Origin of the sequence: Leptothoe sp. LEGE 181152 (assembly GCF_032906605.1) — a bacterium.
Taxonomy (GTDB): Bacteria; Cyanobacteriota; Cyanobacteriia; order Phormidesmidales; family Phormidesmidaceae; genus Leptothoe; species Leptothoe turfae.
In genome coordinates this window covers 308780-334344 of sequence record NZ_JASATU010000065.1, presented here as the reverse complement: position 1 = coordinate 334344, position 25565 = coordinate 308780, and the positions used below count along the sequence as shown (strand labels likewise).

18 protein-coding genes are annotated in these 25565 nt (G+C 47.4%); 7 read left to right on the top strand and 11 right to left on the bottom strand.

From position 1 onward, the window contains the following. Positions 1-136: 136 nt before the first annotated feature. From QGP82_RS30525 to QGP82_RS30505, 5 genes are all read left to right on the top strand, one after another. On the top strand, positions 137-760 hold the full coding sequence (locus QGP82_RS30525) for a ribonuclease H-like domain-containing protein (RefSeq protein ID WP_163660839.1): 624 nt from the start codon (positions 137-139) through the stop codon (positions 758-760). Positions 761-1269: 509 nt separating this feature from the next. After that, positions 1270-2043, top strand: coding sequence for a glucose-1-phosphate cytidylyltransferase (rfbF, locus tag QGP82_RS30520; RefSeq protein ID WP_036018417.1), 774 nt, complete (start codon positions 1270-1272; stop codon positions 2041-2043). Positions 2044-2193: 150 nt separating this feature from the next. After that, complete coding sequence (rfbG, locus tag QGP82_RS30515; RefSeq protein ID WP_163660837.1) at positions 2194-3270, top strand: CDP-glucose 4,6-dehydratase; 1077 nt, start codon at positions 2194-2196, stop codon at positions 3268-3270. An 87-nt stretch (positions 3271-3357) separates the two neighbouring features. Next, positions 3358-3927 carry a dTDP-4-dehydrorhamnose 3,5-epimerase gene (rfbC, locus tag QGP82_RS30510; protein ID WP_163660835.1) on the top strand — a complete coding sequence of 190 codons (570 nt, stop codon included), beginning with the start codon at positions 3358-3360 and terminating at the stop codon, positions 3925-3927. Next, complete coding sequence (locus tag QGP82_RS30505) at positions 3924-5222, top strand: NAD(P)H-dependent oxidoreductase (protein WP_163660833.1); 1299 nt, start codon at positions 3924-3926, stop codon at positions 5220-5222. Before rfbC ends, QGP82_RS30505 begins: the two co-directional genes overlap by 4 nt. A 107-nt stretch (positions 5223-5329) precedes the next feature. Here the strand turns inward: QGP82_RS30505 and QGP82_RS30500 are convergent, their stop codons facing one another. The 7 genes from QGP82_RS30500 to QGP82_RS30470 all read right to left on the bottom strand — a co-directional run bounded on the left by QGP82_RS30500 (position 5330) and on the right by QGP82_RS30470 (position 17852). After that, complete coding sequence (locus QGP82_RS30500; RefSeq protein ID WP_163660831.1) at positions 5330-6295, bottom strand: DUF1822 family protein; 966 nt, start codon at positions 6293-6295, stop codon at positions 5330-5332. Between the two features lie 53 nt (positions 6296-6348). Further along, a complete protein-coding gene (locus QGP82_RS30495; protein WP_163660829.1) occupies positions 6349-6984 on the bottom strand; it encodes a sigma-70 family RNA polymerase sigma factor in 636 nt (211 codons plus the stop codon). Between the two features lie 262 nt (positions 6985-7246). Further along, positions 7247-9415, bottom strand: coding sequence for a response regulator (locus QGP82_RS30490; RefSeq protein WP_499061888.1), 2169 nt, complete (start codon positions 9413-9415; stop codon positions 7247-7249). Positions 9416-9454: 39 nt separating this feature from the next. Further along, positions 9455-12328, bottom strand: a complete 2874-nt coding sequence (locus QGP82_RS30485; RefSeq protein ID WP_499061887.1) for a response regulator — start codon at positions 12326-12328, stop codon at positions 9455-9457. A gap of 568 nt (positions 12329-12896) precedes the next feature. Then, positions 12897-15719, bottom strand: coding sequence for a response regulator (locus QGP82_RS30480; RefSeq protein ID WP_499061886.1), 2823 nt, complete (start codon positions 15717-15719; stop codon positions 12897-12899). 465 nt (positions 15720-16184) lie between these two features. Continuing rightward, the gene (aroF, locus tag QGP82_RS30475; protein ID WP_499061885.1) at positions 16185-17051 is read right to left on the bottom strand and encodes a 3-deoxy-7-phosphoheptulonate synthase; all 867 of its coding nucleotides are present in this window, start codon (positions 17049-17051) and stop codon (positions 16185-16187) included. Positions 17052-17462: 411 nt separating this feature from the next. Next, positions 17463-17852 (bottom strand): RidA family protein, encoded by a 390-nt coding sequence (locus QGP82_RS30470; protein WP_163660819.1) that lies wholly within the window; start codon positions 17850-17852, stop codon positions 17463-17465. 120 nt (positions 17853-17972) lie between these two features. On the opposite strand from QGP82_RS30470, the gene QGP82_RS30465 reads away from it, so the two are divergent. Beyond that, positions 17973-18464 carry a HugZ family pyridoxamine 5'-phosphate oxidase gene (locus tag QGP82_RS30465; RefSeq protein WP_499061884.1) on the top strand — a complete coding sequence of 164 codons (492 nt, stop codon included), beginning with the start codon at positions 17973-17975 and terminating at the stop codon, positions 18462-18464. On the opposite strand, the gene QGP82_RS30460 is transcribed toward QGP82_RS30465, so the two are convergent. Together QGP82_RS30460 and QGP82_RS30455 are read right to left on the bottom strand one after the other, a co-directional pair. Beyond that, positions 18461-19084 (bottom strand): TetR/AcrR family transcriptional regulator, encoded by a 624-nt coding sequence (locus QGP82_RS30460; RefSeq protein ID WP_006515089.1) that lies wholly within the window; start codon positions 19082-19084, stop codon positions 18461-18463. The genes QGP82_RS30465 and QGP82_RS30460 overlap by 4 nt on opposite strands. A gap of 212 nt (positions 19085-19296) precedes the next feature. After that, positions 19297-20430, bottom strand: a complete 1134-nt coding sequence (locus QGP82_RS30455; protein ID WP_163660814.1) for an ATP-dependent 6-phosphofructokinase — start codon at positions 20428-20430, stop codon at positions 19297-19299. A gap of 528 nt (positions 20431-20958) precedes the next feature. On the opposite strand from QGP82_RS30455, the gene QGP82_RS30450 reads away from it, so the two are divergent. After that, on the top strand, positions 20959-21714 hold the full coding sequence (locus QGP82_RS30450; RefSeq protein WP_163660812.1) for a hypothetical protein: 756 nt from the start codon (positions 20959-20961) through the stop codon (positions 21712-21714). 45 nt (positions 21715-21759) lie between these two features. Here QGP82_RS30450 and QGP82_RS30445 read toward each other — a convergent pair whose 3' ends face one another. Continuing rightward, a complete protein-coding gene (locus QGP82_RS30445; protein ID WP_490795491.1) occupies positions 21760-22992 on the bottom strand; it encodes an ABC transporter ATP-binding protein in 1233 nt (410 codons plus the stop codon). Positions 22993-23032: 40 nt separating this feature from the next. Then, complete coding sequence (gyrA, locus tag QGP82_RS30440) at positions 23033-25537, bottom strand: DNA gyrase subunit A (protein WP_499061883.1); 2505 nt, start codon at positions 25535-25537, stop codon at positions 23033-23035. Positions 25538-25565 lie beyond the last annotated feature (28 nt).

Genomic DNA, 25565 nt, shown 5'->3' with positions numbered 1-25565 from the left:
CGTTTGAGTGTTGAGTGGTGGATTTTGAATGTTAGGGGTTTAGCTGGCTAACACCTTAGCGGCGCACCGTAACGCAAATCTATCACTCAACACTCCAGTACTCTAAATGCTGATGTAATCACAGGAAATTCTTAACTTGGAAAACTTTGAGGTTTGCGATCGCGACATTCCCAAGTCGCTACTGGAACGTTATTTATCATCCGATGCCATCGCTATCGATACTGAAACCATGGGGCTTAACCCCCTACGCGATCGGCTATGTCTAGTGCAACTCTGTGATACTACCGGGTACACATCAGCGGTGCGCATCGAACGGGGACAAACCAGCGCCCCCAACCTAAAATTACTGCTCGAAACCTCCAGTATTCTCAAGATTTTTCATTTCGCTCGGTTTGACATGGCCACACTCAAACACCATCTATGCATTGATGTGAGCCCAGTATTCTGCACCAAAATTGCCAGCAAACTAGCTCGCACCTACAGTCCTCGACACGGCTTGAAGGAACTCGTCAAAGAAATCGCTGGTGTAGAACTTGATAAGAGTGCCCAAAGCTCTGACTGGGGAAATGTGCAGGATCTAAGCGATGAGCAGTTAGCCTATGCCGCTAACGACGTTCGTTATCTCCATGAACTGTCAAAGCAACTCACGCTAATGCTCCAGCGGGAAGGACGGTGGCACCTGGCCGAGGCCTGTTTCCAGTGTTTGCCCACCTTTATCCAGTTGGATCTACACCAGTATCCAAATATTTTTGAGCACTAGTAAAAAACAAGTGCACGAGGCGTGGGCGGTGACTGAGTCACCGCCCACGCCTCGTGGGTGTTTAAACAACTATTCTTTATACGTTCTTGCTTTATTAAAGAATCAAGAATTCTTTGATTTTCGGGGAACCCTTGAATTAGGCGTATCAGTGTAGTGAACAATACATCGGAGATACATTGATTTTTTCTTGACCAAGTCTTCAGGGATAGTTGGTCAGACAATCAGAACCCAAGTCTTGATAAAAGTACATATCGAGCAGCTCATCAGTCAATACATTTACCCACCTAGGGAAAGTGAGGGACTGGTAAAGCTACATAAGGTTCCGGACGAGACAGGACTTCAGGAGTTAAACATAAAGTGCTGAACAGGCATTTTTCTATCACTCCTTTATGGATGATCTGTTGTATGTGGAGTTTCGTTAAAGAAGCCCACTTGCCAATGGTGTTTGTTATGTCAGTACGCCATTAATGTCATCAAAGGTGTTCGTTAATTTATTAACTATTAACTATATGAAAGCTGTCATTCTAGCTGGTGGTTTGGGGACTCGTCTCAGCGAAGAAACCGCTATTAAACCGAAACCTATGGTCGAGATTGGTGGTAAGCCCATTCTTTGGCACATCATGAAGATCTATTCCCAACACGGGATTAATGACTTTATTGTCTGCTGTGGTTATAAGGGCTATGTCATCAAGGAATATTTTGCTAATTATTTCCTCCACATGTCAGATGTCACCTTTGACATGCGGTTTAACCAAATGAATGTTCATGCAGGTAAAGCAGAGCCCTGGCGTGTAACTCTAGTGGACACGGGTGATTCCACCATGACCGGTGGTCGTCTCAAGCGGGTAAGAGAGCATCTTGGCAGTGAAGATTTCTGCTTTACCTACGGGGACGGCGTTTCCAGTGTGAACGTGACTGAGCTCATCGAATTCCACAAGCAACAGGGAACATTGGCGACATTGACAGCTGTTCAGCCTCCTGGCAGATTTGGTGCTATTTCCCTAGGTCAAGAGCAAACTAAAATCACCAAGTTCCATGAGAAGCCTGAAGGCGACGGTGCCTGGATCAACGGTGGCTTTTTTGTCCTTAATCCTCAAGTCATTGACTACATTGACGATGACTCAATCTCTTGGGAGAAGGAGCCCCTGCAAAAGCTAGCCCACATGGAAGAGCTTTCGGCCTATAAGCATGATGGTTTCTGGCAGCCCATGGATACCCTGCGGGACAAGCGCTACCTAGAAAAGCTTTGGCAGGCTAATGAAGCACCTTGGAAGAGCTGGTAACCCATAAATATCTAAGACTGATATCTACACCAGATATCAGTCTTTCTTACCTAGGAGCCTAAGTCTACTAACGACTTAGCGCTCCTGCACGAGTTTTTCATTGTCGTATGTCGGCAACATTAGATTTTTTACTGTATTGAAGGAACAGTTATGAATGCTGATTTTTGGCGCGGTAAGCGAGTTTTTGTAACTGGTCACACAGGATTTAAGGGTAGTTGGTTATCTCTCTGGTTGCAACAACTCGGTGCTGAAGTTGTTGGCTATGCGTTGAATCCTCCTACCTCACCGAGTCTGTTTGAGGTGGCGAAGGTGGGCAATGGCATGATGTCCATTGAAGGCGATGTGAGAGATCTGGTGAGTTTGCAAGATGCGATCGCATCCCACAAACCCGAGATTATTTTCCATATGGCGGCTCAGCCACTGGTGCGCTACTCCTACAAAAATCCTGTAGAGACCTATGCCACCAATGTCATGGGCACCGTTCACCTGCTAGAAGCTGTACGGCAAACCGATAGTACCCGTGTAGTCGTAAACATTACCAGCGACAAATGCTACGAAAACCGAGAATGGGTTTGGGGTTATCGCGAAAATGAAGCCATGGGAGGGCACGATCCTTATTCCAACAGTAAGGGATGTGCTGAGTTAGTTGCCTCTGCTTATCGCAATTCCTACTTCAACAAAGACAACTACGCTGAGCACGGCGTCGGTTTGTCCAGCGTCAGAGCGGGTAATGTCATTGGTGGTGGAGACTGGGCCGGTGACCGCCTAATTCCTGATATTATTCGCGCCATTATTGCCGGTGAGCCTGTCCTGATCCGTAGCCCAAATGCAATTCGTCCCTGGCAGCATGTGCTAGAGCCCCTCAACGGCTACATGACTTTAGCGGAGCAGATGTGGGACAGTGGCACTGACTTAGCAGAAGGCTGGAACTTTGGCCCTAACGACAGCGATGCCCGCCCCGTATCCTGGATTACAGAACAGTTAACTCAACTGTGGGGAGATGGTGCTAGTTGGCAACTAGACACCAAAGTTAATCCCCACGAAGCAACGTATCTTAAGTTAGACTGCTCCAAAGCGAAAAGTCGTCTCAAGTGGGCACCAAAACTAGATCTAGCAACAACTCTAGATTGGATCGTTGAATGGTATCACGGATACATCAGGGAAGATGACATGCATCAGATGACCATAGCGCAGATTCAACGCTATGAAGCACTGAAAGCAGGTTAAATAAATCTGGAGGGTGGGCCACAGCCATCCTCCCATGCATTGCTCTAACCTTTTTTATAAGTATCTGTTCACAGATAGTCGACACCTATGATTTTTAACGAAACCTCCATTCAGGGGGTCTATATTATTGACCTTGAGCTCCTCAAAGATGATCGAGGATTTTTTGCCCGCACCTTCTGTGCACAAGAGTTTGAAGAGCGGGGTCTCAAACCAGTCGTAGCCCAGTGCAATATGTCTTTTAACTACAAAAAAGGCACCTTGCGGGGCATGCACTTCCAGATTCCCCCTGCTACGGAAACCAAACTGGTACGCTGCACTCAAGGCGCAATCTATGACGTTATCGTTGATCTGCGCAAAGATTCACCCACATACCTATGCCATGTCGGTGTGGAGCTAACTGCCGACAACAGACGTGCGCTATACGTCCCCGAAATGTTCGCCCACGGCTACCAAACCCTGACCGACAATGCGGAAGTGACCTACCAGGTTACCGAATTTTATACCCCCGGCTACGAGCGAGGCTTACGTTACAGCGATCCCAAACTAGCCATTGACTGGCCCTTACCAGTAACAACTATTTCTAACAAAGATGCCAACTGGCCGCTGTTAACCGACCAGCAAAGTGATCAACCCGTTTCAGTAGGAGCCCCATCATGATTATTGTCGATACAGCCCTAAAAGCCCGTGCAGAAGCAGGCAATCCTGTCCGCGTGGGCATGATCGGTGCAGGCTTTATGGGACGCGGCATTGCCAACCAAATTATCCACTCCGTTCCTGGCATGGAACTAGTAGCTGTTTATAACCGCAGTCTAGACGGTGCTAAGCGCGCTTACGAAGAAGCTGGCCTTGATCATTTTCAGACCGTTAAAACGGTAGCCGAGCTAGAAGACGCCATCAACAAAGGCAAGCCCGCCGTCACCGAAGATGCATCTCTGCTGTGCAAAGCAGAAAACATCGATGCATTGGTAGAAGTCACCGGCACAATTGAGTTTGGTGCTCAGATTGTGATGGAAGCCATCAACAACAAAAAGCATGTTGTTCTAATGAACGCAGAGCTTGATGGTACTGTGGGCCCAATGCTTAAGGTTTACGCTGACCGAGCTGGTGTTGTGCTATCTAACTGTGATGGAGACCAGCCAGGTGTAGAGATGAACCTCTATCGCTATGTCAAGAGCATTGGCTTTACGCCTCTCCTCTGTGGCAATATTAAAGGCCTCCAAGACCGCTATCGGAACCCTACGACTCAGGCGAGTTTTGCCGCCAAGTGGAAGCAGGCAGCCTACATGGTAACCAGCTTTGCAGACGGTACTAAAATCTCTTTTGAGCAGGCAATTGTAGCCAACGCTACCGGCATGAAAGTCGCCCAGCGTGGAATGTTAGGCTATGACTTCCGTGGCCATGTGGATGACATGACCCACCTATACGATGTAGACCAGCTGAAGTCTCTAGGGGGAATAGTTGATTATGTTGTTGGCGCTCAGCCTGCAGCTGGTGTATTTATTTATGCCACCAACGAAGATCCCAAACATCAGCACTATCTAAACTACTACAAACGTGGTGAGGGTCCCCTATATAGCTTCTATACCCCTTATCACATCTGCCATTTTGAGGTGCCCCTCTCTTTGGCCCGTGCTGCCCTATTTAACGATGCCGTCATGGCTCCCCTAGGAAAACCCATGGTGGATGTCGTGGCGACAGCCAAAATCGACCTCAAAGAAGGGGAAACTCTGGATGGCATCGGCTACTACATGACCTACGGTCAGTGCGAAAATTCTGATGTAGCTCTATCAGAAAATTTATTGCCCATGGGTCTTGCAGAAGGCTGTAAACTCAAGCGTCCTGTTGCCAAGGATACCGTTTTAACCTACGACGATATTATCTTGCCAGAAGGACGTTTCTGCGACAAATTGCGATCTGAACAAGACTCCTACTTTGCCACTGCAGCTGTCTAATAAGCTGTTTGACAACAAAGTATCGGTGAGCCAGCATTCTGTATTAGAATGCTGGCTCATATCTTATTCAAAAACCAGAGTTGACTATGGTGTAATTTGAGTAGCAATCAAATCAAAAAGTTCTCCACTACCGATGCATCGTCCAAGTCAATGCGGATTGTGAAAGGCTCTCCTGGACAGCCTCGAAAATAAAGTTGAAGGTAATTATCTACGCTACGAGCCTGAGCCGTTAAACATACAGTACCTGCCTCATCTAGCACCGTTACAATAAGTCCCTGAGGCAAATACACGTTTTCCCCCATGGGATAGAGACGCATAGCAATATTCACAACTGTTGCACTTTCTTGTTGCACATCAAGCACCAGCGCAACCTGTTCCGTACCCAAGGTTAAATTTAAGTCTAATGGTTTAGCCCGTTTTACCTGGACAGGTGTCTCTCTCTGAGCTGTCTGCCCGCCTTGCCTAAATGCTGGTACCCATAGATATTGAGCTAATAAATCTTCTGCTAATTGCCAGCCATCTTCAACCTGCCCCTCCAACCACTGGCCAAGGCAAGTTAGCTGAGATGACAGTTGACCAGATTGGCTTTGACCAATTTGGTCAAGATGTACTGGCAAGTCATCCATGGATCGAAGCTGGGCTAATCTCAAATACGGATACGTTGACGAAACCTCAGTACCAAAGCCTAACAGTGAAGCTTCACCTGCTACTTCATCCAGTGCAACAGCCACATAACCAATGCGTTCTGTGAGAACTTCCAGAGGCAGGGTAATATCCCCTGACAAAACGGGACGACATTCCAGGCGGCCTACCCTGGGAATCACTAAATCAGCAACATCTTCTGTTAACTGAAGTACTGGATTCCAACTATCACTGTGGTTCAAATCAGTGGGGACACCTAGAGCACTTAAAAAATCATGCATTACCCAAACTGCCAGGGTATTCCGTCTCACCCTCTCAGAAATCCTTGCTTGAGTATGTTCTTGAGCAAACTGTTGAGCAATTCTTTTACCCTGTTGTGTAATCGGCCAAATCAGACTAGCTGCGTTACCACTCTGTTGCATATAGCTCATAGGTAAAGTCTCCGATATATGTTGGCAGTCATTGTTTTAAATAAAAAATGTTACTAAGAATTCAAGTGCCCCTCAGCACGACCAAACTCGCGTAAGCGAGGTTTACATTGACGGCGGTAAAAGCTTTCAAGGGTTTTATAAGAAACATCAAACTCTTTTTCTAAAGCATGCCAAGGTGTTTCTGGCGGTAGTCGTCTGCGGATCATCTCATAGCAGTTAATGGTCGGATGATTAGCAATGTGAATCCGACATAGTTCATCCATATTTTGTTCTAACCAGTCCTGCACCCTCTCTAAAATTGGTGGGATCTCGGGTTTAGCAGTTAACTTTTCAACAATAGCGGTAGTGCCGCCTTCTTCGTTATAAGCAGAAATGTATCGCTTGCGGTCTGCTTGAACAAGTTGCTCAAAATCTAGTAAACGAAACTTGAGATAGGCATTTAACCAGGTCACTACACTGGCAATTTCTGGATCATACGGCTTAGCTGTTTTACCCTCACATAGATTCTGACAAAGATAGATCCATGTTTGTTGGAGGGCATCTTGATAGTATGCGCTATGGTCATACCACAGACGAGGTTTGACCAAACGAATTAGCTGAGTTAAATATCGCTGGCGTTCTGCACTACCACAGTGGTGACAACAGGCTTCACATGCCAACCGACGTAATTCATCTGGGGAGTCATTCATGGATAGATCTGGTTTACTCCATCTGAGAATTGCCCGCATCAGCATTTTCCCATCTATCAAATTTACATAGCTGTAAATTCATCAGATAAAATTTCAAAGATTCTGCAGCCGTCTGCAATATTTTACAAAAAGCAACAACAGCGACTGAACGTTCACTAACTTTTGCTGCGCACATACAGCAAAAACTGAGGAGGCCGAAAAGCCACCTCAGTTATAGAAAGAAGCGCTATACCTAATTTTTTAAGTCTGAAAGAATCAGGATCTAACCAGGTTCAGCCAAGTAGGGCTGCAAATGGGGACGCAATGCTGTACGTGCAACCATAGCATTTTCAAATCGCTTGCCCTGGTTCTGTTGAATGAGTTTATCAAACCAATCGCCTACAGCCTCTGGGATAGAAGCAAACTGACGCCACTGCAAATCACCACTAACTGTTGGTAGCGTGAGCTGATCTATAGATTGGCCAGTCAGCGCCTGCAAACCAATCAAACCAAGGGCATAGACATCACTACTCATGGCTGGACGACCAATACGTTGCTCTAATGGTTGATAGTCTCGCTGCATTAACAACTGCTTACGATATTCTGCAGACTGCTGACTAACACCAATCATGACGCGTTTGCCAAGGCCACTATCAACAAGCACCATAGATTGGTCTAGGTTTTCTCGACTACTGCTTTGAATAAAAGAGTCATCCCTTAAGCCAGCGTGGACTTGCTTATGCCGATGAAATATTCCAACCTGTTCTAATAAACGATCCATTAACAGTAGAACTGACTCAATGGGCCAGGGGGTTTGCAACTTTGCCTGGAGCAGTTGGTCCTGATTGAAGGTATCTCCCAGGCCATGGATAATGTAGAACGTATTATCTACTTGACCGTAGGTATAGCCTGGAAACAGGGAACGCAGGGGCTCAAACTTTTCCGTTTCTTTTTCCATTACCCGCTTTAAAAGGTCGGCGGTGTCTGGGGAGTACGCCCGTAGCGTCTGCAATAGGACTAAAGAATTAGTGTGTTTATCTAAGGCAATAGAAATCGGCCCTAAAGGTTCTTGGCGCAGAAAATATTGAACTTGATAGCGTTGTGCCGCAAATCTTGAGAAGGCCGTTTTAGGCACCAGTGAAATATTGGCGGCGGCTGGTTGCATGCCAAACGGGGGTGAGTCGACCGCTTTAAGGGGCTGAACATCACGGTTTAATTCAGCTGCCTGAGGTTTAGGTTCAGATGGCTGGGGTACTGGTTGTGTGGCTTTGATAATGGCTAGCTGTGTCTCAACACGCGCTAAGGTGACAGCAAAATCGATGGGCTTAGTAATGTAATCGTTGGCACCTAGTTCAAAGGCCCTCACCATGTCATCGCTTTGGGCCTTTGCTGTCACCATCAACACAGGTAGCTGATTACGAGAATAGGTTTGTCGGATCTGACGTAGGGTCTCAATGCCATCGATACCCGGCATCATGATATCCAACAAGACTAGAGCTACATTTTGATGACTTTGAATGTAGTCTAAAGCTGCCTCACCACTATCCACGACTACTGATTGATAACCACGACGGTTAAGGCGACGACTCAGCATATCGCGGTTGTCTTCGTTATCGTCAACCACCAGAATAGGCAGACCACTAAAGGCATTATGGGGTTTGTCAGCCGCTGGTGTCACTGGTTGCTCAACGTCATCTGTCGATTGAATAACAGGTGTAACCGGCTCTCCAGAGACGACATCAGACGTGATTGGAGTAACCGGCACGATCGGTGTTACGGCAACATCAGACGTGATTGGAGTAACCGGCGCGATCGGCGTAGCATCAGACTGATCTGAGTCATTATCAGTAACTGGAGTCGTTGTTGTTGGTGCAATCGGCGTCACCGAAGCTGTAGGTGAGGCAATCGGCGTCACCGGAGCAATGGGTGTAATGGGCGCAGCTGGAGTCGTTGGCGTTGGTGTAATCGGCGTTACCGAGGCCGCAGGCGCAGTAATGGGGGTAACGGGCGCAATGGGAATAACGGGTGCAGCAGTGTTTTCGGTAACGACTTTAGCCTTGGGAGTATCTGAAGCGGTTGATAATTGTTCAGCAGATAAAAATGCCTTGATCTTTCCCAACAACCTTTTTAGATCAATAGGTTTGGTGTCATAGTCGTCACAGCCTGCGGCTAGAGCCTGATCTCGATCACCCCGCATAGCATGGGCCGTCAAAGCAATGATGGGAACATCCTGTGTATGGGATTGGGCCTTTAAACGCCTGGTCGCCTCCCAACCATCAATGACGGGCAAACTCATGTCCATAAGAATCAGATCAAATGGCTGAGCAGATGCGATCGCAATCGCTTCAGCACCATCTACCGCAACCGCCAACTCATATCCACGACGACGAAGGCGTCGACTTAACATATCTCGATTTAGTTCGTTATCTTCAACCAATAAGATTCTTGCCATAATCCCCTCAATTAACCTCAGCCTACAATCACTACCGGGTTAATCAGATGCACTAGACACCCTATCGGTGCTAGAGACTGAATCTGTTGTATTAGGCATCGAGACTGCCTTAGTCGAAACCATCGCCTGTAGCTCAGTCAAAAGCTCTTGACGATTGAGATCGGCCTTTTGATACACCCGAGCCACACCATCTAGCTGTTGCTGATCGCTAGCGGTCAACGCTTTCGCTGTTACAACAATGACAGGTATATTTTGCCATTCAGAATTTTGTCGCAGCACCTGGATAAACTCGAAGCCATCCATTTCAGGCATCATCAAATCCAACACAATTAGATTGGGTAGATTGTCATCTAGATACTGCAACGCTTCACGTCCATTAGACGCTAATTCAACAGTCCAATCTTGTCGTTGTAAAAAGCGCCCCATAATCTCCCGAGCGTTGACATCATCTTCCACTACTAAAATAGTAGGAGAGGTTTGGTCCGAAAGATGCGTTTCTAAAACACTGAGTAACCGCTTGCGATCGATAGGCTTAGTAAGATAGTCAGCTGCCCCCAAGCTATGTCCCATAGGACGGTCATCTACAATTGACAATAAGATCACCGGAATTTCCGCAACACCTGGCATTTCTTTGAGCTGTCTTAGCACTGACCATCCATCCATTTGTGGCATCATTACATCCAGCGTAATGGCATCAGGCAACAATTCGCCCGCTAGAGCCAGACCTTGTTCACCAGTAGCCGCACAGACAACTTCGTAACCCGCCTCATTGAGGGAGCGACGCAAGATCTCACGGGCATCTTCGTCATCATCAATCACTAGAACTGTTTGGCGCGATGTTTGATGAGTCAGAGCATTACTGACTGTAGCCAACTCACCTTCAGACGACGATCTTGTGGGCGCAAAAAAGGGCTTACCCTTTGGATTAGGCGACGTTACCGTTTGAGGAATGACCAAAGAAAATGTTGTTCCCTGACCATGGGCACTCTCCACAAAGATATCCCCCCCCATCATGGTAATAAACTGCTTAGTAATCGCCAGGCCAAGACCTGTACCACCATATTTACGGGTAGTGGAGGCATCTGCCTGGGTAAAGGCATCAAAGATCTTCTCGATTTGATCATCCTTCATACCAATGCCCGTATCACTAACGATAAAACGGAACCAAGGGCCATCGTATACAGAACTATCGACCGTAGAAATTTGCTCAACTGTTAAAGTAATATCTCCATTCTCAGTAAACTTGCATGCATTACTCAGCAGATTAAACAAGCTCTGACGCAGTTTTGTTTGATCTACATGTAATTTACCAATATCATCCGGGCAGAAAATTGACAGATGATTGTTATTTTTATGGGCAACAGGAACAATCGTGCCAGAGATGTCTTCCACCATATCTTTAATGGAAACATCTTCTAAAAATAGCTCCATACGACCTGCTTCAATCTTAGAGAGGTCTAGCACTGAGTTAATGAGCCCCAACAGATGTTTGCCAGCCCCTTGAATTTTTTGTAGGTCAGGGACAAAATCATCCTCACCGACATCAGCGGCTTCTTCCTCAAGCATTTCGCTATAGCCAATGATGGCGTTGAGAGGCGTCCGCAGCTCGTGGCTCATATTGGCCAAAAATTCACTCTTAGAGCGATTGGCATCCTCTGCTTTTACCCGAGCTTCTTCAGCCTCTTCCATGGCCTTCATCAGCTTGGTTGTCCGGTCCTGCACACGGCTATCCAGGTCTCGATTCAGCTCCATCAGCTGCTCTTCGGCTTGCTTACGCTCCGTTATATCCTGCAAAAACAAGGACAGCCCATCGCGACCAGGGTACCCCCTGACCTGCAACCAACGCTGAGTAGGAGAATAGTAGGTTTCGAAGCTGACAACTGTCTGCTCAGCCATGGCACGGCGATATTGCTGCTCATAACGAGCTCCCAAGGATTCAGGGAAAATCTTCCAGAAGTCCTGCTCTAAAAGACCTTGAATATTACGTTTAAGTACCTCAGCAGCTTGAGCATTCACATAGGTAACTTTCCAGGCGCGATCAACAGCCACAAATGCATCCGTAATATTTTCTAGGACACTAGTGGTGCGCTGAGTAGACTGCCGCAGTCGCGCAACCAATCCATAGGCAATTACACCAATGAGCGCTAGCGTAACCAGATAGGCTGCATTTCTGTATATAGCGACCTGTCTAAAGGCAGCGAGACTGGCATCATCAAAAGTACTCTCTAGCTCGCGAATGTTGCTCGTCAAGGGTAAATTAACAGCCTGATCCAACAGAGCATCGGCAGAAGGCTTACTGTCTAAAACTGTCTGAGTCAGCTCTACGACCTGAGCCACATCTTCCGCACTCGAAAATTCACCGGCATTGAGCTTTGCTTTGACCGTATTGAGTTCTGCCTCAATGGTGGCAACCAACTGCTCATCAGTTGCCATGATGTAGATCAAAACATCATCGATGAGTTTTTCAAGATCCGCATCACCAGTATTTTTTAATTCATTAACCAGGCTAGGCAACTGCTCAAGAGCATTCTGTAGCTTGTTATTAGTGGTCTGAAACTGATTAACGAGCTCAGTTTTTTTCTCTAGATCCTGAGCATTGCCATCAATAAGGCTTTTCAGCTTACCCTGCTCATCTTTCCCTATAAAACTGGGTATGTTTTCACCTAGCTCTTTCTGAATAGACAGCTCTTCGGCCAAGGCTTCGGCTAGTGGCTCATCATTTCTCAACAGCTTGTAGCGTTCTTTTAGTAATGCTAGTTCAACCTCTGTATCACTTTCGACCTGACTAGAGATTAAATCAGCATATTCTTGATATTGGCTGACATTAACAGATTTTCCTTTAATACCCAAAAATATGAGGAGGAAAAAAGCTGTAGCTACACCTGCCCCTTTGGTTAGAGACTCTTGATTCACTAGAATAACCTCCTAAAATTTTTATCTATATAAGGAGAACGGTTGTTGATTTGAATCACAAGCTAGTTGCAAAAATTAGATATAAATGAGAAAAATGAGAATGGGTGAAGGGCCGAATTAACGGAATAGAGAAATCAACTAGTTACTTATAAGAATACGGACACCCTCATCAGGAAGCCCTCATAAATCTATTCAACATAACAATAGTGGAGTCGAGCAATTTTTATCAATGAAAACTGATGTCCTATTTTGTTTTAACAAATAAAGAGTTAATCTACGGGATACTTACTTATAAGGTATCAAGGCTTCATTAATTAGTTTATGATGCCCTTTAAACATCTGATGAAGATAGGTACCAGGGATAATTTGCACTGCCGTCACATTTTTTTAGCAACGACAAAACATCTTTATAGAGATGCTCCAGAATTACAATGGGTTCCGGAAAATACACGTAGTTAGTTACGGACACTATATCTATTTTTACCAGCCTTCATGGCAACATCACGCAAACTAGGCAGCAGATTTACTGATCTCTGAACCCCCAGCTGTCTAGAAGAGAAAACAGCTATTATCCTGCTATCGGTGTACTGTCGACCTCAGCAAATACTAGGGAGCGCACTTCGCTCAACAGATCCTGACGGTTGAAATCAGCCTTTTGATACACTCTAACAACACCTTCTAAACGCTTTTGATCTTTAGCTGTCAGTGTTTTTGCAGTGACAATAATGACAGGGATATTTCGCCAGCTAGGTGTTTGACGCAAAATTTGAACAAACTCAAAACCATCCAGACCAGGCATCATCAGATCTAGCACAATTAAGTCAGGGACAGCCCTATTGAGATAGTCCAACGCCTGCTGACCATTGGCCGCAAGCACCACAGTCCAATCATACTGCTGTAAAAAACGCGCCATAATCTCTCTAGCATTGATATCATCATCGACCACTAAAATCCTGGGGGATGTTTGTTCAGGAATTTGGTTATTCAAAAGGTCGATTAAACGAATGTGATCAATGGGCTTGAGCATGTAATCCGTGACACCTAACTGGTGAGCACGGTCAGCTTCTTCAGTCATTGACAGCAAAATAACCGGGACCTGGGAGACCGCTGGCATTGTTTTTAAGTCTTGCAAAATTAACCATGCATCTTGATCGGGCAACATCATGTCTAAAATGATGGCATCGGGAAGTAGCTCGTCAGCTAGCGCCAGACCTTGCTGACCATCTGCCGCAGACACAACATTGTAACCGGCATCTGTCAGCCAACTATGCAAACTCTCACAAGCCTCGATATCACTATCGATTACCAAGATGGTCTTTTCTAATGCGCGACCTGATAACTCATGGAGCGCTGAAATAGACTCCCTATCTATTAAGTGAACCGGGGGGGCAAAGAAGGTTTCATGGGATGATTCTTCCAGCTGGACGTTTCTGGGCACAGCAATGGTAAAGGTTGTGCCTTCTCCGTAGGTGCTATCAACCGATACATTGCCTCCCATCATGGAGATAAACTGTTTGGTAATTGTCAAACCCAAACCAGTACCTCCATATTTTCGAGTGGTTGAGGTATCTGCCTGGGTAAAGGCCTGGAAGACCTTATCCATCTGTTCAGGGGTCATACCAATTCCAGTGTCTGTAACGGTAAACTGTAGCCAATTGTCTTCATTTGCCTGAGAGCCAACTGACACCGTTGGTTCAACCGCCAGGGTAATCTCACCATTTTCGGTAAATTTACAGGCATTACTGAGTAAATTAATTAAACTCTGTTGGAGTTTAACCTGGTCTGCATGCAACATGCCGATATCATCCGGACAGGACATATGCAGCTGATTCCCATTCTTTTGAGCAAGGGGTTGAATGGTGCCTATAATCTCATCCAGAATGGTCTTCACACAGATATCTTCCAAGAAGAGTTCCATTCGACCGGCTTCGATTTTGGATAGATCAAGGACTGAGTTGATCAGCCCTAAAAGATGTTTACCTGCACCTTGAATTTTTTGTAAATCAGGAACAAAGTCTTCTTCACCGATGCTAGTGACATCTTCTTCCAACATTTCGCTGTAGCCAATGATGGCGTTGAGCGGCGTACGTAGCTCATGACTCATGTTGGCCAAGAATTCACTCTTTGAGCGATTGGCATCTTCTGCTTTTACCCGCGCTGTTTCAGCTTCTTCCATGGCATTGGCTAGCTGTGCTGTGCGGTCTTTGACTCGGTTATCCAGATCGCGATTAAGGTCAATCAGCTGCTCTTCAGCCTGTTTGCGCTCTGTAAAATCCTGTAAAAAGATGGATAAGCCATCTAGACCAGGATAACCACGCACCATCAGCCAGCGTTCAGTGGGCTCGTAATAGGTTTCAAAGCTAACGACCTCAAGGTTGGTGGCAACAGCCCGGCGATAATATTCGGTAAATCGTTTGCCGAGAGACTCTGGTAAAACTTTCCAAAAGTCTTGGCCCAGCAGCCCTGGAATATCACAATTGAGAATATCGGCGGCTTGGGCATTGACGTAGGTAATTGACCAAGTGCGATCCACAGCAATAAAGGCATCCGTAATGCTTTCTAGCACTCGCACTGTTTTTTGACTTGATTGCTGAAGGCGATTGATCACCCAGAACGCCATCATGCCTGAACTGACAAATGACAGGATGTAGACCAGGTTGCGATAAAGGGCCAGTCGCGATCGCGTTGCTTGATGAATGTCATCAAACTGCTCCTCTAGAGCTCGAATATTATTGGTTAATGGTAAATTAAATACCTGCGCCACTAACGCATCTGCAGCCGGTTTGTTATCTAACACCATTTGCACCAGCTGAGTCATTTGCTGTTGAGTCTCAGCGCTCGTGCCTGCTCGAGTACCTAGACGCCTAAGTTTTGCTTTTATACCAGCAACAAGTTTCTCATCACTGGTCACGACATAGAGAGACAAATCATCTAGTAAAGCCCCCACCTCAAGCCTGAGACTGCCATTCAACCCATTTAGCAAATTAGCTTCTTGAGCTAACGCTGTCCTCAATTCAGCGTGGTGGACTTCCAGTTGCCCTATAAGCTGTCGTTTTTCTGCCAACAGTTCAGCATTAAACGCCAGTTGTTTTTGCAAACTGCTTTCATCCTTGGGCGATATGGACGGCGGAATGCTTTCCGTCAGTTGAGCCTGTACTTTTTCGGCTTCTAATAAAGCCGTATTCAGGGATTGACCATTTTGTGAAATGGTAAAGCGAATATTTTGTAAGGCTAGTTGAGTCGCCGCCTCGTTAACTAGCTGATCCGAAATTAACGCGCTGTAGCTCCGATATTGATCAAAATCTACAGCAACACTTTTAAGGCCTAGAATTGCCAGAACTGAGAGTGTAGCGACAGCAGGTATCCCCTTTAAAAAGTGCTTTCGTCTCACCTCAGATTTCTCCTAGAAATTCAAATAAAATGTTTTGACTATTTAATTGAGATCTGAATGCGCAACATGAACCGTAATAACCAATGTTTGAATTTCATCTACACGACGAGATTAAATCCTAGGAGTCAAGAGGCTAGTATCCGATGACCACATCTTGACTAATATTTATGTATTAATAACCAAAAGCTAACTAAGTAGCTCTGAATAGTTGTACTACTAAAAACTTAGACGTCAGAACATCCTATAAAAAGAGCACATCCCTCCGGAACTTGTGATAGAACCTTACAGGCCTGCCAACCCCTGACTCCAATGGAGTTCAGTGTCTCAGCCATACTTAGATCTGTAGATATGGACAGCCTAAAGTTTGGTGATAGCATCCTGATATGTTTTTAACTTTTACTGACATCACGCTTTCAGGCGTTGTTCCAGGGATGTGCATTAATTTTGGAAGAACCACTCCCTCAATTACGCCACTAGCTTTAGTGACGCTGAGGGTTTCACAGCTCGTCCCACAGCCTGAGCGATGGGGCCTAAACTGTCTACAAGGTTAGCCATGGCCTCTAAGCTAATGGTCTGTCTGGCATCACTGACGGATTGATCGGGGTCTGGATGGCATTCAATGATCAAACCATCGGCACCAGCTGCGATCGCAGCCCGAGCTAAGGGCGCAACCAACTCTCGCTTGCCAGTGGCATGGCTAGGATCAACAAGCACAGGCAAGTGGGTAAGTTGCTTGAGGGCAACCACAGCTCCCAGATCAAGCACGTTGCGAGTGTGGCTATCAAAGCTGCGAATACCTCGCTCACAGAGAATAATGTTGGGATTACCGTGGCTAGCGATATACTCTGCGGCCATGACAAACTCGCTCACCGTTGCTGCCAAACCTCGCTTCAGCAAGACGGGCTTATTGACCTCTCCAAGGGCCTTGAGCAAATCAAAATTTTGCATGTTGCGGCTACCGATCTGCAAAACATCTGCATGGGGAGCCAGCTTTTCAATTTGATGGATCGCCATTACTTCAGTAATCACAGGCAAACCATAGCGTTTGCGGATGGCCGAGAGAATATCCAGGCCGACATCCCCCAACCCCTGGAATGAATAGGGAGATGTGCGCGGTTTGTAAATCCCCCCTCGCAATCCCTGGATCGGCAGTTGAGCCTGGGCGATGGCCTCCATTTGAGCCATGCTTTCGATCGCGCAGGGGCCGCCAACAATAAATAGGTCTTTGCCACCGACGGTGATCGATGAGGCCTGCCCCGCTAAGGCAGGTGCAATCTCAATTTCACTAATGTGATTAGCACGACTTTTAGCAACAAGTTTGGCGTCTTTCATGGGTCTAGGGAATCAATAACAGCAAAAAAACAAAAAGCCCGCAGCCTTTTGGGCTCCGGGCAAGTCAGTACAGCAAACGCTAACGCTACCTACCCGGTGGTGGCGTAAAAAAGTAAAAAGTAAATTGCCAGCTGTAGCTAACGGTCATGGTGTCAAAAATAAAACGGGTACTGATGAATAAAGCAAAACCGCAGAGCGTTTGCCCTGCGGTTCACCGACATCCCATGCTAGCGCTCGGGTTCATGGTCGGTGAACCTGGCTAAACCAAAAATAGAAGAATTGGTGACGCATGGGATTAAGACTTTTACAAATGATAGCGGCCTAAGCAATTTGCGCCTAGATATTTGTACATTAACGCGCGAAACCCAAACCGTCAACCGGTGGGGCATTGCATGCAACGCCCCTTTAGACCTATGTCACCGCGATACACTCGATTTCCACTAAAACATCCTTAGGCAAACGAGCCACCTCCACACAGGCTCGGGCAGGAGCTGTCGCTTCGTCAAAGTACTTGGCATAAACACCATTTACCGTGGCAAAGTCATTCATATCCTTGAGAAAAACCGATGTCTTAACTACATCGGCCATGGTTGCTCCTGCCGCCGCTAAAACAGCAGTGAGATTATCTAAACACTGCTTAGTTTGGGCCGCCACATCGCCTTCACCTACCAAAGCTCCAGTGGCCGGGTCTAAAGCTACCTGCCCTGAGGCAAACACCATTTCCCCTGAAGCCACAATGGCCTGATTGTAGGGACCAACAGGAGCGGGAGCCTGATCAGTTTGAATAATTCGACGAGCCATAGTGGGACATTAGATAACTAGCTTGAGTATTTTACCGGAAGGATAGAAACTCCATGGGGCCATCGCTACGGGTGTTACTTTTTAAAGCGCACCAGAAAAACAGGCCCCTTTCATGAAACTATGGCTGACTTAACCCGTGTGACTAAGATTTATCAAGAATTTCCTGAAAAGTTTCGCAGTATCATCCTGAGCACCGTCAGCGCCGAGGGTGTTCCCCAGGCTAGTTATGCACCGTTTTTGATGGATGGGGATAAGACCCTTTACCTATATGTCAGTGGGTTATCAACCCACACCACCAACCTCAAACAAACCTGTCGGGCCAGCGTTCTTTTTATCGAAGATGAAGCAGCAACACAGGAGATTTTTGCACGACGTCGGCTCACCTATGAGTGCACTGCCACCCCCTTGCCCCGCGATACCCCCCAATGGCAAACGCTCATTGATCGCTTTGAACAACGGTTTGGTGACGTGATCGGCCTGATGAAAGGACTACCGGATTTTCAAGTCTTTCAACTACAGCCCCAAGCCGGACAGTTCGTGATGGGGTTTGGGGCAGCCTATCGAGTGAATGCGGATGATCTCAATAGCCTATTGCCTAGACGGCAGAACTAGGCCTCAGAGTTTGCTGCCAATACTCCATTGAGAAAAATATCCGCCAGGGTTTCCGCCAGCTCTTTCATATCCTGGGGGGAGTTTGCTTCATCAGCCAGCGTAACCTGGCTAAACCCTGCGATCGTAAACATACCCAGGAAAATCCGAGCAACAACCCGAGGGTTCATGGGGCGATAGGTGCCTCGATCCATGGCCGTTTGGAAAAATGCTTCGGCAACATCGGTCATTTTGGCAATGACTTCAGCCTGCACCCGCTCCCGTAACTCTGGGTGAAACTGAGCTTCCATAAAACAGACGCGCAACATGTCAGTATTGGCAGACAGGTTCAACATGCGTTTACGCATCACCTTAGCAATGGCCTTATAGTTAGCCATTTCACTGAGCTCAGTCAGTAAATCAGTCAGTAAATCTACCCAACCTCGGGTGGCAACTTCAATTAGAATCGCCTTTTTATTTTCAAAGTGTCTAAATAGCGTGCCTTCAGCTACACCAGCAGCTTGGGCTAAATCTCGAGTAGTCGTACCACCATACCCGTTGCGAGCAAACAGTCGTTGGGCCGCCCCGAGAATTTTTTCTTGGGTGTCATCTTGGGTCGACGTCAACGATTTAGCAAATTGCATAGAGTGGTGTGCTAATAGGTACGAACAATGACTGAAGACATGGGGTTATTGTCTATCGTCACCCGCGCAATCATGTCATTGGTTAACAGAAGCTTACATTCACCCAGCTGTCTACGTAGGCAACAGGATAGCTGGCTGTTCTAAAGATTCAAGCTAAAACTTCAGAGCAACCAGCCCTGGAAAGCCCAGAATCTCGCTGACAAGCGTAGGGCCTAGGCAAACACCGTAGCGTCACGGCGAATATGGGTGTTGACCGCGTGACAGTTAGTATCTCCCAAGCAGATACCCATGCCTCGGGCCGTTTTAACCAGCGTATCCTGGGGGTTCACAGCCCGATATTCAGCAATCGCCTCGGTAATGGGCACATGCACCACCTGACGATTTTGCCAGCTCACCATGTGGTCGTACTTTTCAGCAGCAATCAAATCCACGGCCTCTACGCCGAAGGCCGTCGCTAGAACTCGATCTAACGGTGACGGTGTCCCCCCCCGCTGCACATGACCAAGTACAGTCACACGAGTTTCAGCACCAATGTTCTCAGTAATTTGCTCTGCTAAATATTCACCAATACCGCCCAGGCGACACTGCCCCAAACGATTGGTTTGAACAACTTTTTCACCAGCTTCGGTACACACCGCCTCCGCCACAATGATGGTGGCAAAATTGCGCTTTAGGCCTTTAATGGTTTGGCAAATGTTATCGATTGTGTAGGGAATTTCAGGCAACAGGACAATGTCAGCTCCCCCGGCAATGCCGGCATTGAGGGCAATATGACCGGCATCTCGCCCCATCACTTCTAAAATCATCACCCGAGAATGGCTAGCCGCAGTGAAATGCAGCCGATCCAGGGCCTCGGTTGCAATATTTACCGCCGTGTCAAACCCAATGGAACGCTCGGTACAGCCAAGGTCATTGTCGATGGTTTTGGGAATACCGACTAAGTTTAGACCTCCTTGCTGGGCGAGGCGACGTAGGATGGCCATGCTGCCGTCCCCCCCGATACCAATCAGGGCATCTAACCCGAGCAGATGGTAACCGTCGATAATGTCTTGGGAGCGATCGCAAGTAGATCCATCGGACAAAGGAAAATCAAACGGATTTCCCTTATTTGTAGTCCCCAGAACGGTGCCACCCGCTAGTAATAAGTTATGGGTACTCGATACATCAAATTCCACATACTCAGGTGGGCGGGCCATTAAGCCTTGGGTAGCTCGGGAAATACCGACTACCTCCCATCCATAGCCATTGGCTCGGTGCACCACCGCTCGTAAGGCGGCATTGAGACCTGCACAGTCTCCACCACTTGTCAGTAAGCCAATTTTTTTTCTGTCCCAATGCTGTCCCATAATGTTCACGCTGGCTATCAAGTCGCGCCTTTAAAGCTACAGCGTTTGAGTAATAAGTGTATGGGCCAGGGCCGTATTCTGAAAAATTATTGATAGGAAGATATAATCCGCAACTTTTTTGTATCGCATAGTTACGGTATTTGATGCTATATCAAGGATTATCAGACGTTTCACGCTAAACCCGCTACATGTCCGTACTCTAGAAAAGGCAAGTTGACCCACAAAAAACAGCGTAATTACTGATGCCAATCTCAGAATTTATTGCCAATTAATTGGTCTTTACTGAAACTTGTGAGTTTGCCATCAACCAACCTTAACAAAGCCAAAGCAACAATATTGTTTATGTAAATGCCCGTCGCCAATCTCGGCATTTCAATTTTAGGAAGATTATATTCGGCGTAATGGCAAATCAATCGGAAATACGTCTTTAGGCACGTATTGATTTGTACGGATATCAGGTCATCTTCCGGTTAGGTCTACTAACCCTTGTTAAAGCAATAAGGTTAAGGTTTTTTACTGCGGAATACGATGGCAAAAGCCATTATAAATACTGTTTTAGGCGCATTGGTTACATCTGCTGTTGTCATTGGCACAACAGCCCAGACAGTGAGTGCCCAGGGTTTTGTGGACAACTTTGCCCCCGAAAACTGGGAGTTGTTCAACAGTAGTCCAGCATTTCCAGGTATCGACAATTCAAAAATCACGATCGAGGGTGTTCCGCTAGCTCCCTTTAATGGCTCGGTAGATTTTACAAATGCACCGGATTCATTAACTTTACTGGGTAGCGATCAGGCTTCAATTTTGGATGAGTTTGGGTTGGCATGCGACACCGTTCAGCCAAACCTATTGTTTTTATGCGACACCAGCTTCACAACTGTATTTGTGACTGTGCCAGAAACCAGCATAATTTCGTTTGACTGGGACTACACCACAGCTGATACATTTGGTCCTGCCTTTGACCCCTTTGGGTTTGCTCTGGGCAATTTCCCCCCCACGTCTCTCAAGACGGATGGGGTCTTTACCGAGCTTATCGATCGCAATGGGTCTGCAACGCAATCGGGCAGCAGTTTGGTCAAGGTTGCCGCCAATCAAATCTTTGGGTTTGAAATTGGCACAGCTGATAATCGCGGGGGGCGGGCCCAGGTGACCATTAGCAATTTCCAGGTGATGGTTAAAGAACCAGACATTGTTGATCCACCCTCAGTACCGGAACCCACATCAGGTGTTGCGATCGCAATCCTGACAGGGTTGGGGTTACGCTTACGCCACAAATCTGATAACTAAAATCTGGCAACTAACGGTTGCGATTGATGTTGTGAACTATGGGCGTCAAGCTACATTAATGGCTGCCCCAGTCTCTGGATCAAACAGATGAACATGCTCCACTCGAATCCCAATGGTCAGCTGATCGCCGGGGCGAGGCACCGACTCTTCAACACCATCAAGACGCATTCGCAGTGTTTTTTCCTCCGATACATCCCCGGCAGCACCCACTCCCATGCCATCCGCCAAAGCTACCGTGAGGTATGTTTCACTCCCCAGGGCCTCAGCACGGACCACAGTAACGGCCAGATGTTTAGGGGCAGGCACTGTGAGGCGGAGGTGTTCGGGACGAATGCCCAGGGTCAACGGTTGATTGCCATAGGCCGTCAAAATCGGCTCCCAATGGCTCGGTAATGTCACTCGAAAAGCAGGATGAGTCAAGGTTAGGGGAGCCTGTACCTGTACCGTGAGAAAGTTCATCGGTGGTGAACCAATAAACGCGGCCACAAACCGATTAACCGGCGAACGATATAGCTCTAGAGGGGCAGCGATCTGCTGAATCACCCCCTGGTTCATCACAGCAATCCGGTCACCCATGGTCATGGCTTCCACCTGATCGTGGGTGACATAAATCGTGGTGGTCCCGAGCCGACGCTGCAGAGTGACAATTTGGGCACGGGTCTCGGTGCGCAGCTTCGCGTCCAAGTTAGATAGGGGTTCATCCATTAAAAACACCTGGGGATTACGGGCCATGGCCCGCCCCAAGGCTACACGCTGTTTTTGCCCACCGGAGAGTTGGCGGGGCAACCGTTTTAACAATGGCGTAATTTGCAAAATCTCTGCAATGGCTTTTACCCGTTTAGCAATGGCCTGTTCCCGCTCTGGCCAATAGTGAAACCCTGGGGGCAGTAGCCGACTCACCCCGAATAATGCTTGTTGCCAACGGGCGATTGTCGGTAAATCACCAGCGGTGCGCCGCAGACCAAAGGCCAGGTTGTCATACACGCTGAGATGGGGATAGAGGGCATAACTTTGAAACACCATGGCCACATCCCTTTGTTTGGGAGGCAAAGCGTTCACCCGCTGCTCACCGATGGTAATGGTGCCGCCAGTAATACTTTCTAACCCAGCAATCAGACGCAGTAGCGTACTTTTGCCACAGCCAGACGGTCCTACAAGCACCATAAACTCACCGTCTTCGACCTCTAGATGGATCCGCTTGAGCACCGTTGCTGACTTAGCCTCGGAGGATTGACGCGGAAATGTCTTATAAACGTTGTCTATAACAACTTCGGCCACGTTGGATTCCTAGTTAGGTATCAGGACAATTAGGCGCAGCTTAGTTAGCAACGCAATCTACAGATACCAGAATATCGGTAATAAGCTCACCGCGAGCAGGGGTAAACATGCGATCGCACGGTTGACTTCGTCCCTGCAACGGCACACGCTCGGCGGCCAAACCAGCCACTCGCTCTTCACTGGTCATGACAATAAAGTCAGCAGAGTCAGGAGCCTCTAACGATATCATCAGGCGATCGCCAGTTTGACTAAACTTAAACGACTGAGAACCAATCCCCCCTCGGCTACTGCGCTTAATCGCAGCCACCTGCATCCGTTTGGCATAGCCCTTCGTCGACATCAGCAACAGCCTGCTCTTATTGTGAATCGGCACACAGCCGACAACAGATTCGCCCTTGAGTACCCGAATAGCTTGGGTGCCCTGGGAATTTCGACTAGTATCCGGCAACTGCTCACGATCAATGGTAAATCGCAAAAGACGTCCTCCAGAAGAAGCCAGCATCAGATCCTGCTCTAAATCAGCAATCACCGCATGGGCTAAGTGGTCCCCGGGCTTGAGCTTAATTGCCACTAACCCACGTCCAGTAATCGATTCAAACTCGGTCAACGGCAACCGTTTGATTTTTCCTTGGGCGGTCACCAAAATAATCTGCTGTGTCATCACCTCATCCGTCATCAAAATAGGAGGAAGCACAGCATCCGGATCATTCCCAATGGCATCGGGCAACAAATTAACCAAAGGTTGCCCCTTAGACTGCTGTCGCTGAGCCAGGGGGATATCCCCCACCGCTAGACTAAAGGCTTTACCATCTCGAGAAAATACCAACAAATTATGGGTGGTCCATGCAAACTCCGTCTGGGTTGTCACATCATCAAGCTCAGTCAGCTTAATGGGCAGATCTTCTTGTTTGCCCTGCCGTCGCTGATAAGTTCGCGGCGACAAACGTCTGACATAGCCTTTACGAGTCAGCTCCACCACAGTTTCCTCTTCCTGGGCCTCAGCCACAAGATTAGCCAACCGTTCTTCCTCAGCCGCCCGTTCGCTAGCGGTTTGCAAACGAGTTCTACGCTTATCACCAAAGGTCTTCTTGAGCTTTCTAAGATCTTTCTTGAGGGCCTTGAGTCGTTCTTTGCGATCCGAGAGTAAACGCTCTAAGTTTTCTTTTGTCGTCGATAGCTCATCAAACTCGTTAAGCAGATTGTCTTGTTCTAAGCCGACCAAGCGCCTTAGGGGCATGGCCAAAATTGCATCGGCCTGGCGATCGCTCAACTCAAATTGTTCACTAATCTCCAGCTTTGCCGAGGAACCATCTGGCGCAGCCCGCAGAATTTCGATCACTTCATCAATGCTATCGAGGGCCGTCAACAGACCTTCGACTATATGCAGGCGTCGATCAGTTTTTTCGAGTTCGTTAGTGTACTGTCGGACTAGTGTCTCTTCACGAAAATCCAGAAAAGACTGGAGCATGTGACGCAGGGGCATCTGAATCGGCTGCCCCCCATCAAGTGCCAACATAATGGCCCCAAAATTACTTTGCAGGGGCGTCATCTTGTAGAGGGCGGCCAAAATACTGTGGGGATGAGCTTCTCGCTTCAACTCGATCACTACCCGCATGCCATCGCGATCGCTTTCATCACGAATATCCGCAATGCCATCAAGCTTGCCTTGATTGACCAGATTAGCCACCTTTTCAATCCAGCCCGCTTTGTTTACCTGATAGGGCAGTTCTGTCACCACAATGGCATTGCGACGCTGTCGTCCCTTACCTGGTTGAATTTCCTCAAAGCCAGCAATCCCTCGCACCGGAATACTGCCGCGACCAGTACGATAAGCATCGTGAATGCCTTTGGTACCCGTAATCTCCCCTCCCGTCGGGAAATCTGGACCAGGAATCAGCTTAAACAGTGCTTCATCTGAAATCGTGGGCCGATCAATAATCGCGATCAAACCATCAATGATCTCTCCCAAATTATGGGGAGGAATGTTCGTTGCCATCCCCACCGCAATACCAGAACTGCCATTGAGCAATAAATTAGGCAGTTGGGCTGGCAATACCGTTGGTTCTTGCTGAGAGCTATCAAAGTTATCAATAAAATCGACAGTGGCTTCGCTGATTTCACCCAGTAAAGACTCATGGCTTACAGAGGCCAACCGCGTTTCTGTATAACGCATGGCCGCTGGGGGATCATTATCCACTGACCCAAAGTTTCCATGGCCATCTAGCAGCGGATAGCGAGTCGAAAAATCCTGAACCATACGCACTAGCGCATCATAAACCGCCTGATCGCCATGGGGATGATATTTACCCAGCACATCCCCAACTACACGGGCACATTTGCGGAAGGGCCGGTCGGGTGTCAAACCCAATTCGTGCATTGCATAAAGGATGCGCCGATGCACTGGTTTCAGGCCATCACGCACGTCTGGCAAGGCCCGCCCCACAATTACGCTCATGGCATATTCCAGATATGATCGTTGCACCTCTGTATGAAGAGAAGTGACAACAATTTGCTCATCCGAAAACGCATTTAGCTGGTTTGCCATGATTTCGTATCCTTGAAAGCCGTCCTAA